This window comes from Algoriphagus sp. TR-M9 (genome assembly GCF_027594545.1).
In the GTDB taxonomy this organism is placed as follows: Bacteria; Bacteroidota; Bacteroidia; order Cytophagales; family Cyclobacteriaceae; genus Algoriphagus; species Algoriphagus halophytocola.
This window is the reverse complement of sequence record NZ_CP115160.1, coordinates 4,133,591-4,146,886: the sequence shown is the minus strand read 5'-3', so window position 1 is coordinate 4,146,886 and position 13,296 is coordinate 4,133,591. Positions and strand designations below refer to the sequence as shown.

Annotated in this window: 12 protein-coding genes; 5 read left to right on the top strand and 7 right to left on the bottom strand. The window is 43.0% G+C overall.

Annotated elements, in window-relative coordinates:
* The first annotated feature begins 52 nt into the window (after positions 1-52).
* The 3 genes from PBT90_RS17710 to PBT90_RS17700 are packed head-to-tail and all read left to right on the top strand — an operon-like array spanning position 53 to position 4,735.
* Positions 53-2,125 carry a T9SS type B sorting domain-containing protein gene (locus tag PBT90_RS17710; protein ID WP_270130424.1) on the top strand — a complete coding sequence of 691 codons (2,073 nt, stop codon included), beginning with the start codon at positions 53-55 and terminating at the stop codon, positions 2,123-2,125.
* Positions 2,126-2,128: 3 nt separating this feature from the next.
* Complete coding sequence (locus PBT90_RS17705) at positions 2,129-3,157, top strand: PorP/SprF family type IX secretion system membrane protein (RefSeq protein WP_264807828.1); 1,029 nt, start codon at positions 2,129-2,131, stop codon at positions 3,155-3,157.
* A 48-nt stretch (positions 3,158-3,205) separates the two neighbouring features.
* Positions 3,206-4,735 (top strand): cryptochrome/photolyase family protein, encoded by a 1,530-nt coding sequence (locus tag PBT90_RS17700; RefSeq protein WP_270130421.1) that lies wholly within the window; start codon positions 3,206-3,208, stop codon positions 4,733-4,735.
* A 23-nt stretch (positions 4,736-4,758) separates the two neighbouring features.
* Here the strand turns inward: PBT90_RS17700 and PBT90_RS17695 are convergent, their stop codons facing one another.
* The 5 genes from PBT90_RS17695 to PBT90_RS17675 form a co-directional block, all read right to left on the bottom strand.
* Positions 4,759-5,148, bottom strand: a complete 390-nt coding sequence (locus PBT90_RS17695; protein WP_270130419.1) for a DUF2306 domain-containing protein — start codon at positions 5,146-5,148, stop codon at positions 4,759-4,761.
* Between the two features lie 5 nt (positions 5,149-5,153).
* A complete protein-coding gene (locus PBT90_RS17690) occupies positions 5,154-6,071 on the bottom strand; it encodes a mechanosensitive ion channel family protein (RefSeq protein ID WP_270130417.1) in 918 nt (305 codons plus the stop codon).
* 130 nt (positions 6,072-6,201) lie between these two features.
* Positions 6,202-6,651: a hypothetical protein gene (locus PBT90_RS17685; RefSeq protein WP_270130415.1), complete on the bottom strand. Its 450-nt coding sequence runs from the start codon at positions 6,649-6,651 to the stop codon at positions 6,202-6,204.
* Positions 6,652-6,754: 103 nt separating this feature from the next.
* Entirely contained in the window at positions 6,755-7,105 is a 351-nt protein-coding gene (locus PBT90_RS17680) for a hypothetical protein (protein WP_270130413.1), read from the bottom strand.
* Positions 7,106-7,182: 77 nt separating this feature from the next.
* Positions 7,183-8,292: a TolB family protein gene (locus tag PBT90_RS17675; protein ID WP_270130411.1), complete on the bottom strand. Its 1,110-nt coding sequence runs from the start codon at positions 8,290-8,292 to the stop codon at positions 7,183-7,185.
* Positions 8,293-8,365: 73 nt separating this feature from the next.
* On the opposite strand from PBT90_RS17675, the gene PBT90_RS17670 reads away from it, so the two are divergent.
* Positions 8,366-9,610, top strand: a complete 1,245-nt coding sequence (locus PBT90_RS17670; protein ID WP_270130409.1) for a M28 family peptidase — start codon at positions 8,366-8,368, stop codon at positions 9,608-9,610.
* A 91-nt stretch (positions 9,611-9,701) separates the two neighbouring features.
* Here the strand turns inward: PBT90_RS17670 and PBT90_RS17665 are convergent, their stop codons facing one another.
* Positions 9,702-10,853, bottom strand: coding sequence for a Fic family protein (locus tag PBT90_RS17665; protein WP_270130406.1), 1,152 nt, complete (start codon positions 10,851-10,853; stop codon positions 9,702-9,704).
* 114 nt (positions 10,854-10,967) lie between these two features.
* Positions 10,968-11,999: a glycoside hydrolase family 43 protein gene (locus PBT90_RS17660; protein ID WP_264807820.1), complete on the bottom strand. Its 1,032-nt coding sequence runs from the start codon at positions 11,997-11,999 to the stop codon at positions 10,968-10,970.
* Positions 12,000-12,171: 172 nt separating this feature from the next.
* Here PBT90_RS17660 and PBT90_RS17655 point away from each other — a divergent pair, with 172 nt between their 5' ends.
* Entirely contained in the window at positions 12,172-13,284 is a 1,113-nt protein-coding gene (locus tag PBT90_RS17655; protein ID WP_264807819.1) for a Fic family protein, read from the top strand.
* Positions 13,285-13,296: the final 12 nt, after the last annotated feature.

The window sequence follows — 13,296 nt, the reverse complement described above, 5'->3', positions numbered from 1 at the left end:
CAAATTAACCCGGTCGAAAATGAAAGAATACTAGGTAATAACCTGAAATTCATTGAAAAATAGGAATTGGATATATAGTCTGGTCTGGCTTGTCCTGCTTTCGCAGTGGGCAATGAGTACCTGTGCCTATTCCCAAGCCATAGCTCCAGATGAATTCTTTGGTCCCCAAATCCAGCAAAGCCAGGGCGCTGATGAAATATCAGTTAAGGTCAGTGGAAAATTGGCACTTTGTTCCCATGCTGAAAAAGGGCACATCATACTTTCGGTTTCTGGTGGAGTGGCACCTTATACTTATAAATGGAACACCCTACAGACAAGCAAAGACCGCACGGATCTCTATGCTGGAACCTATACAGTGGAAATCACCGATGCGGTAGGCACAGTGCATACTGAGCGAATTGTGGTCCAGCCTCCTTACCCGTTGATTCTTGATCCTATTCAAGTGAAGGATGCTACTTGTGGATCTGGCACAGATGGTTCTGCGGCTATCAGTGTAAAAGTAGGAAGGGGCGAGCCCTATAAGGTCACCTGGAGTAATGGGGTGATTGATGAATGGCAAGTAAATGATTTAGCCCCAGGAATTCATTCCGTCACGGTAGCAGATAAGTTTAACTGCGATGTTACTGTTTCTTTTGAAGTAAAAGCAGCTTCAGAAGGCATCGCCGTGAGTGAAGTAATCCAGGATCCCACCTGTCAGAATCAAAATTCAGGAGCCATATCTTTAAAAGTATCTGGTGGCCAGGCTCCTTATAGTTACACCTGGAGCAATGGAGCCAGCACGCCTGAGCTTACCGGTGTCCCGGCTGGACAATATGAAGTATTGGTGCAAGATAAAACGGGATGTTCTTTCCAGGCATCCTATGTGCTGGAGCCTGCTGCAGCCATGAGACTGGAGTCCTCAGTGGTAAATGAATCATGCGCTGGAGCTGGTAATGGCCAGATTGAGCTGAAGCCGTCCGGAGGGATAGAGCCTTACACTTATGCCTGGGACAATGGTAGCACCAGCCCTAGCTTGGAGAACCTTTCGGCTGGTATTTATACGGTGTCTATATCAGATGCATCTGGGTGTACTATGCAAAATCAATTTAGGGTAGAAACCAAATCCGCTTTAGAAATAGAAGTGTTAGAGCTTGAAGATGCAAACTGCGCAAATTCGGGATTAGGAAGAATCAGCCTCAAACTAAATGGTGCAGATGGCGCTACTAAAGTGTCTTGGACAGATGACATCAATGCAGGATTGGACCGAGAAAACCTTAAAGCTGGATCCTATGAAATAAAGGTTTCTGATGAAAGTGGCTGTGAAGTAAGCCGTTCTTTTTCCATAAATGAAGTGGCTGCGTTGAGCGCCCGCATCGAGACCACTTTTGACGTGGACTGCGAACAGGGGGATTTTACCGGCATCGCATGGGTGTCTATCCAAGGAGGCCAAGCTCCTTACCAGATTCACTGGAGTTCCGGTGAAAAAGAAAACAGGGAAATCAATTTTCACTCCTCAGGCCAGCTGAGTGTAACGGTAATTGATGCCTTGGGATGTAGCTCAGAAACAGCAGTAAAGGTTGATTTTCCAGCCAGTATCAACCAAGCCGGGAGGTTAGACTTTGGTTACCGTAAACTTGAAATCAGCAGCGAGCCTGAGGTGCAGGTCAATGAGGAGATCATCTTTGAGAGTATCATAGCGGAGGAGTTCATGGCCTGGGATTGGCAGTTTGGAGACGGAGCCAAATCCACAGACCGTGATCCAATTCATGTATTTGACAAGGCCGGAAGCTATGAAGTCACTTTGACGGCTTATGACCTGTATGGCTGCTCTAGCCAAGAGAAAAACATTATCCAAGTAAATGCCCCATTAGAGTTTATCACCATACCGAATGCTTTCACCCCAAATGGAGATGGCCTAAATGACACCTTTATGCCCAAGCTTAAATCCGTCTCCGATTTCTCCATGGAAGTTTTCAATACCTGGGGAGAAAAAGTGTACGCCACTGCTAGCCAAGAAACAACGGGCTGGGATGGAACACACCAAGGTCAGGCATCACCTCCTGGCAATTACTTATATCAAATCACCTACACCTCCAAAGATGGCGAGCAATTCACTAAAACCGGAGGAGTCACCCTTATAAGATAGAATATGAAAAACGTTTATCTGCTACTTATTACCCTGAGCTTGCTTTGCCCAAAAGCGAATGGGCAAGACATTCAATACTCGCAGTTTTATGCTGCTCCATTGTATTTAAACCCAGCAATGACAGGATCATCGGAGATGACTAGAATAGGCGTGAACTATAGAAATCAATGGCCTGGTCTTGACCAAACCTTTAACGCCTACTCTGCCTATGCGGACCATTATATATTCAGTGCCAATAGCGGTGTAGGGGTGATCGTCAATCGCTCCGAGCAAAGCATGGCCAATCTAAGCATGACAGAAATTGGCGCTACTTACTCGTACAGGATGCGCTTGGGGTTTAGATCATTCTTAAGAATGGGCGGGCAAGTCAGTTATATGGATAGGGATGCCTATTTCGGAGATTTGATTTTTGGAAGTCAGATTGATGATCAAACGGGAACGGTAGGTGGGACCAGTGGAGAAAGCCTAGGAGATGGCATCAGCCATCAGTTCATGGACTACAGTTTCGGGATGGTTTTTCACAATGAAAATATATGGTTTGGTTTAGCTGGACATCATTTAACCCAACCTAATATTTCATTCATTGATGGGGAAAATAGCAAACTGCCTTTGAAAGTTTCGGCACATGGAGGAGTGAGGTTTGATCTCTCTGGGGGCACTTCTACCGAGTATTTAAACCAAAGAATGGGTACCAAAGAGTTAACATTGGCATTCAACTATAAAAATCAAGGGTCATTTTCTCAGCTGGATATGGGGGCACAGGTAAATATCCAGCCTATTGTGTTGGGCGTATGGTATAGAGGCATTCCTGTTCAGAAAACAGAACTACCCAATCATGAAGCAATCATCGGACTAGTTGGTATTTCTTTAGGCGGTGGACTGGATGTGGGATATAGCCACGATTTCACACTTTCTTCTCTGGGAAATGCCAACACCGGTGGAGCCCATGAGATCAGCTTACGATATAGTTTTCTTGCTACCAATAAACGAGGCGCAGGAAGAACCTCTTCAATGCCTTGTTTCAAGTATTAATCAAAACAAAGTAGCGGAAAAAGGGCTTTTAAATAAAAGCCTTTTTTTATGCCCAAAACATTACGATTGATTCTTGGAGACCAACTGAATGCCCAACATTCTTGGTTTGATGAGAAGGATTCCTCAGTGACTTACCTCATGCTTGAGCTCATGCAAGAGACTGATTATGTAGCACATCATATTCAAAAAGTAGTTGCATTTTTTCTAAGCATGAGAAACTTTGCCCAGCATCTCAAAACCCAGGGGCATACGGTCAACTATGTGAAATTAGACCAAGAAGATAATAGTCAGGATTTAGAGAAAATGATCCAAGGAAAGGTCAAGGAACACCACTTTGAACAGTTCGAATACCAACTCCCCGACGAATACCGACTTGATACTCAATTAAAATCAATCTGTAAAAACCTGTCTATTCCCTGTCGTAGTGTAGATTCAGAGCATTTTTTGACAGAGCGGGAATACGTGAAAGACTTTTTCCATGGAAAGAAAACGTACCTAATGGAGAGTTTTTACCGACAAATGAGAAAAGACTTTACGATCCTGATGGATGGAAAAGAGCCACTTCACGGTAAATGGAATTTTGATCATGAAAACAGAGCTGCGCTGAAAGATAAGCGCCTTTTGCGAAAGCCTAAAACCCACCCAAAGCCAGTTTCCGATGTGGTAAAAATGCTAACTGAGGCTAACGTAAAAACCATTGGGAAAATAGACGAGGAAGAGTTTACCTGGCCTTGCTCCCGGGAAGAAAGTCTGGAGGTTTTGGACCACTTTTGTACACAGCTGCTGGTTCATTTTGGTGACTATCAGGATGCTTTGACCACCTGGGATCCCTTCCTTTTTCACTCCAGGCTGAGTTTTGCCATGAACACCAAGATGCTTTCTCCACTGGAGGTAGTTCAAAAAGTAGAGGCTTATTGGAAGGAACATCAAGACACGATTGCTATTTCTCAGGCGGAGGGATTTATTCGTCAAATCATAGGATGGAGAGAATATATGCGGGGAATCTACTGGGCAAAAATGCCTGAATTTGCAGAATTGAATTTCTTCAATCACCAGAGAAAGCTTCCTGATTGGTTTTGGACAGGAGATACCAAAATGAAATGCCTTAGCCACTCCATCGGTCAATCATTGGACCTGGCTTATGCGCATCACATTCAACGATTGATGGTGATCGGTAATTTTGCTTTGCTAGCCGGCATTCATCCCGATGAGGTGGATCAATGGTATCTGGGTGTATATATCGATGCCATCGAATGGGTAGAGATCACTAATACGCGTGGGATGAGCCAGTTTGCTGACGGAGGGATTGTGGGAACCAAACCCTACGTTTCCTCGGCAAATTACATCCATAAAATGGGCAATTACTGCAGTCATTGCGCTTATAGTTCTAGCAAAAAAGTTGGTGAGGGAGCTTGCCCTTTCAATAGCCTTTACTGGCATTTTTATAATCGAAACAGGGAAAAGTTGGAAAACAACCCCAGAATCGGAATGGCTTATCGTACGCTGGACAAATTGAAAAATAAGGAAGAATTAATTAATCAGGCAGAAGAATACTTGAAGAATTTGAATGCCTTATAGTCTTAGAGAGAAAGCCTAAGCGTTCATCCTCCGAAAAAAACACCATGCAAATATCTTCCAGGAGCGAGTGTAAATCCACCTGCTAAAATGATAGCTCCTACATAAAGTAAGATCATTTTTCGCTGATGGGTTTTGACTTTTCCTTTTTTGATGGACAAAAATGCTGTGGGAACAGTCCAAAAAACAAGCAAACAAAAAAGATGAATGTATCCGAAATGATTGAAAAGTCTATCTCCCACTTGTGCTTCAATAAACAGGGCGATAACAGCAGTAATTAGCATCAAACTCATGTATAAAGCACCAAGGTTTCTATGCGTTAAGCCGCCTTTTTTTGCGAAAAGTAAGTAAGCTCCCAAAAATATGCAGGGCACTACTGTCGCCAAATGGCTAAACATCAAAATGTCGTAATACATATCGTCTAAGTAGCTCTCTGAGTCATTTCCACCCTGGTTTTTGGGAGGCTTTCCGGGTAATTTTTTTGAATAAACTCAATCATTTTCTCCCGAACATACACACGTAAATCCCAAGCTATGGGAGAGTTTTTGGCACTCACCAAAATACGGGTTTCTACGGTGAATTCTTTCGCATCTGAGACTTGAAGCACCTTCACTTTTTTGTCCCAGAGATCTGTAGTTTCTAAAATCCTGTCCAATTCTTTGCGCAGCTCCTCAAAAGGAATGGTGTAATCTGTATATAAAAACACCGACCCAAGTAAATCTCCGGAGGTTCTGGTCCAGTTCTGAAATGGGTTCTCAAGGAAATAAGTGGTCGGTAGCACAAGCCTTCGAAGGTCCCAGATTCGCACGACGATGTAGTTCAAATTAATCTCTTCAATCCAACCCCATTCTCCCTCTACGACCACGGCATCTTCCAGTCGAAAAGGCTGGGTAAAAGCAATCTGAATCCCGGCTATCAGCGTTCCAATGGCTTTCTGAGCAGAAAAACCAATGATAATTCCCGCAACTCCTGCCGAGGCAAAAAATCCGACACCAACTTTTCGTACAGATTCAAAGGACAGTAGAATTAATCCTATACCAAGCAGTAGGATAAGAAAGTTGGCAATTTTCACCAGTAAATTGATCTGGGTTAAAACTTTCCTTGCCCGAAGGTTATCTTCTTGTGAGATGTCATATTGCTTCAGAAAGATCCTCTTGACAATTTGCATACCCACTAAGAGGCACCACGTGAACCCAACTATAATAAGAACAGTATTGATATGCGGTAAATAAGCAAAGACTCCCTCCCAGTTTTTAGCTTCTTCACCGAAGTATAGCTTGGAAAAAGCAAGGGCAAATGTGACCAGAAATGGGATTACCAATCGGGAATAGTATTTCATACACTCAATTTAAAAAGGATTTAACTTAAACAGACAGAGGTTTTGCAGCCCCTTAAAAAGGTGATTTTGGGCGAGTTGAGTTTAGAAATTAGGCAATTGAGATCAGAAAGTCAAAAATGGCCGCTCATGTTTAATCACAGGGCACTGGAGTCAAGATCATATCGTGATTGTATTTTAGCGAATCTATATTGACCTGAGCAGGGATTCCATCCACCGGTTTCATCTCGCCAAACCCTTCTTTCCATCCTTCTTCAGTGTTTTTGAATACCACCTGACGCTTAGAAGTTAGTCCCTCGGCTTGAAAAGTATATTCAGCGATGATCATATTGTCACGGATTTCTCCCTCAATTGTACCGCTGTTTTTGTCCTTCTCAAAAAAGGAATAGTCTAGCGTGCCAGTGATATTCGTACCATCAATATGGGTGGTAAGAAAGACTGTGTCTTTTTCCCCGAAATATCTAAAGCATTCCGTGTTGATTTCTTCGACGTGCTCTTCATCTGGGGAAAATGCTACATCAATTGGGGAATCTTCCTTAGGGCCTTTGCAGGCAAGCACAAGTATTGCACTAAGAAAAAGCATATAGGTGCACTTCATGGCTGTTTTTCAATTGGTTAGCTTTAAATAGTGCAAAAAGACCGCCAGAGGGTTGACAGTCTTCTGAAAAATTAAAATAGATACAAACTCATTTTTCAGGCATCCCATCCTCCATCCATTTGAAGAAAACAGCTAATTCCTCCTTACTTAGTGCAGGCTTTTTTAGCTTATGAGGCATAAACCCTTTTTCAGAAGTATCTCTTTGTGTTCTGTCTAGAATATCATCGATTCGCGAAAGTACACGATCATATGTGTCTAACTGATCTTTCTCACCCTCAGGAAAATGACATGGTGTACAGTGAGCAATCATTATAGGCTGGATATCTTTATCATAAGTGGTCAATGCCAAATCATTACGTGTAGCATTTTTGGTACTGGTACAGGATTGATAAACTATTAGTCCGAAGGCGAGGAGCAGTAGTAAATATTTTAATTTCATAAAGGTTAATTTAATGGACTTTAATAATACTGCTTTTATTTCTATTTGAAAAACAGAAAAGTCGGTACTTTTTTAGGTCAATCTCCTATCCACTCAGCCACAAAAAGATTCGTATCTCTAGTTCCGCCGTTGTTTCTATTGGAGGAAAAAACCAAATATTTGCCATCGTTAGAGAATACCGGGAATGCATCAAAAGTACCATCGTGTGTAATTCGTGTAAGCCCAGTTCCATCCAGATTGACCATAAATAGGTTGAAAGGATAGCCTCTTTCCGTTTGATGATTTGAGGCAAAAATGATCTTTTCTCCAGATGGATGGAAGAACGGTGCCCAGTTGGCTTTGCCAAGGTCAGTGATCTTTTTTACGTCCGTTCCATCAGCATTTGCCACATAGAGTTCCATGCTCGTTGGCATTACCAAACCTTCAGCTAGTAAGTCTTTATACACTTTTACATCCTCATCTGAAGTTGGTCTTGAGGCTCTCCAGATTATTTTACTACCGTCCGGTGAGAAAAATGCGCCACCGTCATAACCCAAATCTGAAGTGATCTGCTTCACATCCGAGCCATCAATATTCATGGTGAAAAGCTCCAAATCACCGGTTCTCAAGGAGGTGAACACGATTTTATCACCTTTTGGAGAAACTGTAGCTTCCGCATCGTATCCCGGTTCGCTGGTTAGTTGTGAAAGTATATTGCCTTCCAAATCTGCTGTGAAAATGTCGAAGGAATCATAAATAGGCCACACATACTTGCCGTCTTCTCTTCTCTCCGGCACCGGCGGGCAATTTTCCCCTCCTGGGTGCGTGGATGCATAGACTATACTTTTGTTATCTGGAAGAAAATAAGAACAAGTAGTCCTTCCTAAACCCGTACTCAGGCGTTTAGGGGCGTTATTTTTCAAATCATCGGTTTTCCAATTGGTATAAAATATCTGATCGCATTCTGCTCCCCACTCACTGTAGTCCGATTGAAAAACCAACATGGAATCATCAAATGACCAATAAGCCTCTGCATTATTTCCCCCAAAGGTCAGTTGCTTGATGTTTTTCAGATACTTCATTTCCTCAGGCGTCAGCAGCAAAGAATCTGATGCCGAATGTACTGCTGTTTCTATTTCAGTTTGAACTTCTGTTTTTGGGCTGCATGCAAAGGAAATCAGCAGCAGGGAAAAAAGGATTTGTCTCATTATAAGCTATGAATTATTAGAATTGCTGCGCAAAGTTACCATTTATTATCTTTGGCAAAATATGACAAAAGACATGAACTTTTCACCAAAATATACGCTAGCTGCAGTTGCAGGAGCATTACTAATATGGAGTTGCGATACTGCTCCTTCAGATGAAAGCTTAAAAGCTGGATTGAAGGAAGATGTTACCTATCTAGCTGCAGATGAGCTAGCTGGTCGCGCGATAGGAACATCAGGCGAGCAAAAGGCGGCTGAATACCTTGCGGCTGAGTTCAAAGAAGTAGGTTTGCTGCCAAAGGGTACCGAAGAATATTTCCAACCCTTCACCGTATCAAAACCCACTAATCCTCATGAGGAAGCCGTAATCGGAACAGACGGTGAAGGTGTGACAGGAAGAAATGTGATTGGCTTCATTGATAATAAGTCTGAAAATACCATAGTCATCGGAGCGCACTTTGATCACTTGGGAATGGGCGGAAATGGTTCTTTACACCGTGGTGACTCTGCGATCCACAATGGAGCAGATGACAATGCCAGCGGAACAGCTGCTTTAGTCGCTTTGGCTAGAATCCTAAAACATGAAGAGCACAAAAGCAACTTTCTATTCATCGCTTTCTCTGGCGAGGAAAATGGACTTTGGGGTTCGAATTACTTTGTAAAAAATCCTACCATCGAGCTTTCGCAAGTCAATTACATGATCAACATGGATATGGTAGGTCGATTGAATGCTGAAAAGACGCTTGCAATCAATGGTGTGGGAACCAGTCCTAGTTTCCTTCCTGCTTTGGATTTGGCAAATGCAGATAGTTTGAAATTAGTAACCTCTGAATCAGGAGTAGGTCCTTCGGATCACACTTCTTTTTATCTCCAGGATCTTCCGGTACTACACTTTTTCACCGGGCAGCATGAGGATTACCACAAACCTTCTGATGATTCGGAATTGATCAATTACAACGGTTTGCTGCTTGTGGTGAAATACATTGATCGCTTGGTGGATCAATTGGACGCAGAGCCAAAACTTGCTTTTACGAAGACGAAAGATTCCTCAGGTGATTCTCCAAGATTCACAGTTTCCCTTGGCGTTGTTCCGGATTATCTTTATGATGGAAAAGGAATGCGAATCGACGGTGTCTCTGAGGACAAACCAGCTCAGGCTGCTGGACTGATGAAAGGTGACGTGGTGGTGCAGATGGGCGATTCTACGATTGTGGATATGATGAGCTATATGAGAGCACTAAGCTCTTTCCAAAAAGGTGACGAAGTGCTTCTTGGTTATCAGAGAGGTGGAGAGAAAAAGGAAGTGAAGGTTGTTTTTTAAGAGCCAAGAAGCTAGAATTTAGAATCAAGAGTGTAAAAAATAGACCCCGAGATCTCATCAATCTCGGGGTTTTGTTTTACCTTTTCTTATTTTACTTTCCTTCACCATATTCGAAGGCTTGCAAATACTCTTCAAATACGAAGATTCTATTTCTGGATTGGCCAGTTTGCTCGGTGAGAATTCCTTTTTCGCGCATCAATTGCACCAAGTCATTCGCTGCTTTGAAGCTTAATCCAGTCAATGCAACAGCTTTTTCAACCGAAATGGTCGGTTCATGGAAAAGCCCGTGCAACAAAACCTTTGCGCTGGAACTTCTACGGCCGAATTCCGTATCGATTAGTTGTTCTTTCTGCTCTTTCAGCAGCAGCACATGAGAGAGTGTGCTTACTGCTTTTGATGCCGTCTCTTCGATTCCGATCAGAAAAAAGCTAACCCAGTTCAGAAGGTCATTCTTTGTTCTTACAGCAGAAAGTTTATCGTAGTATAGACTTCTGTTTTTCTCAAAAAACATGGATAAATACAGTAATGGCTTATCCAAAATGCCTTTGCTGACCAGAAATAGGGTAATCAATAATCTCCCTACCCGCCCATTTCCATCCAAAAATGGATGTATGGTTTCGAACTGATAATGCGCGATTGCGATCTTGATTAGATCTGGGACGAAAACTTCTTCGTTGTGAAGAAATTGCTCGAGGTCACTCATGAGCTCAGGAATCAATAGATGCTGTGGAGGGATAAATACAGCATCTGCCAAGGAACTTCCTCCGATCCAGTTCTGGCTTTGGCGAAATTCCCCAGGCTGTTTATTTTCCCCACGCACCCCTTGCATTAATAGCTCATGGGTATTGCGAAGTAATCTGGACGAAAGAGGCAAGCGTTCCAGCTGGGAAACGGCAGCATTGAGCGCATTGATGTAATTATTCACTTCCTGCCAATCATCTCTACGCTCCGGCTGTATGTCTTCGATGGGCAATAACGCTTCCTCTATCCGTGTTTGCGTGCCCTCGATTTTGCTGGAAACCACAGCCTCCTTTGCCACATGGAGTTGAATAAACAAATCAATATTCGGCACCATGCGTGCATAGGAATTCAGTTCTCCCAGCTTTATTGCGGCTTTTTCCAGAAGCTTATTGAGTAAAGGAGAATCCCAAAACCAATCCACATCTACTTTGTTCGGTACAAAATATTTGTACTGGAAAGCAGTTTCAAAATGTCCGGATTCAAATTTTTCTATGCGTGGCATAGCCAAATATAATCCTTTATATTTTACTTTAAGAAATAAAGGTAAAATAAAGATTTTCTTATTTTATTTTCGTTCCGTATTTCTAAGCTTGCAAATACGCTTAAAATCAAGGGGTTAATTGATTGGGTTCGCTTCCACGCCTTCGAAAGTCATTTTCACCGGCTTGATGGTCCCGTCTTCGTTGAATTCCAGCTCGTCAATCGCCGTCACACGATGGTCTCTGCCTTCATTTGGAATAGGTCTGCGGTGATAGACCATGTACCAATCATCGCTCCCCGGCTTTTGAATCACGGAATTATGACCCGCACCAGTGGCGATAGTAGTGTCTTTTTCCAGAATGGTGCCGATTCTGTCCCAAGGGCCAAGGATATTGTCAGACATGGCATAGGCTACTTTGTAACTGTCATTTGTCCAGCCACCTTCAGACCACATAAAATAGTATTTCCCTTCTCTGATAAATACAAAAGGTCCTTCTACGTAGCCTTCCGGGGTGATTTCATGGAAAAGCTCTCCATCCTCCCAAGGCTCAAATCCTGTGAAATCGGCATTCAGTTTCCCAATGTTACAATGACTCCAGCCTCCGTAAAGCATATAGTATGTGCCGTCGGTGTCTTTGAAAACGAACTGGTCAATAGGTTGCGCGTCATTATAAAACTCTGAAAGCAAAGGTTCGCCAATATGATCCTTAAATGGTCCACTTGGTGAATCAGCCACAGCTACACCCAATCCTCCAAAATGGTTGATATCATTATTCGGATCCCAGCCCGGGCGGCTCGGTCGCTGGATGTCGTTGGCAGAAAAGAAGAGGTAATATTTCCCGTCTTTTTCGATTGCCGCGGGTGCCCACATGGCTTGTTTGGCCCATTTGATAGCGGCAGTGTCGAGGATGTTTTCATGCTTTTCCCAGGTCACTAGGTCCTTGGATGAAAAGGCATCGAAATGCAATTGATCGGTATATCCTGCGGAAAAAGTCGGATAGATCCAGTATTCATCCCCAAAGACGATTCCTTCAGGATCTGCATACCAGCCTTCAAAAATAGGATTTCCGGCGCGCTTAGGAGCTTCTTTCTCTTCTACTGTTTTTGGGGAAGAGCAGGCAAAAGCTAAAGCAATAGTCCCAGTTAATAAAGTATAGCTAAGTTTCATAATAAGGGGTAAAGTCGTATGAATTGGAAATTTAAGCAGTGCTTTTCAAATGAAAATGCTCTTGGTGTAAAAGTGTCAAAATATGAGGTTTTTCTTATCATGAGCCGAATAAATCGATTATTCGGCTCATAATTATTTATTTTTTGAGCCGAATAAGCAGTATATTTGGCTCATGAGTTATAATTGGGAACAGTCGGATTGGCCAAAATTTACCTACAAAGAAGGTAAATCAGGAAAACTACTGCCTGATTTTCTTATGAAATCCGGGCAATTATCTGGTGTGCTCATTGGTTTGTCTGAAGGAAATCAGACTGAACTGCTTCTGGAAATGATGGTGGTAGAGGCCATCAAAACTTCCGAGATTGAAGGTGAATTTCTCAGTCGCCCCGATGTGATGTCTTCCATCAAAAAGAATCTGGGAATCCATGAGGAGCAACCCTTACTCGTCAAAGATCAGCGGGCAAAAGGAATAGCTAAACTGATGATCAAGGTACGATCCGAATTTGCCCAAGACTTGACTCAAGAAATGCTTTTTGACTGGCATGAACTGCTCATGGAAGGCAATCGCTATGTGCGCGCTGGTCAATGGCGAGCAGATTCTGCTCCCATGCAGGTGGTTTCAGGAGCTATCGGGAAAGAAATCGTGCATTTCGAAGCACCACCCTCTACGCAGGTTCCTTCAGAAATGGCAGCTTTTATTTCTTGGTTTAACGAAACTGCTCCGGGCAATACCAAGGAGATAAACAATCCTTTGATCCGGTCTGCGATCACGCATTTGTACTTTGAGTCGATTCACCCATTTGAGGATGGAAATGGACGTATCGGTCGGGCTTTGGCAGAAAAAGCGATTCATCAAGGCCTGGGACATGCGACCTTGATCAGTCTTTCCAGCACGATTGAGGCGAAGAAAAATGAGTATTACAGTGCTTTGAAAAACGGACAAAGCGCAAACGAAATCTCCGATTGGTTGGATTACTTTGCTGACACAGTTTTCGATGCGCAGCTAAGTGCAGAACAATTGATCAACTTTACACTTCAAAAAGTCAAATTCTTTGACCGTTTCAAGGATATGCTCAATGACCGACATTCGAAAGCTATCAATCGCATGCTAGCAGAAGGTCCAGCTGGTTTTGAAGTAGGGATGACTGCCAAGAAATACATGGCGATCACCAAAGCCTCGAAAGCGACAGCTACCCGGGATTTGCAGGCTTTGGTGGAATTAGGCGTCTTTTTGCCGCAAGGTGGGGGACGAAGTGTGAGTTATGAGTTGGTAATTAGTAGCTAGTAGCAAGAATCA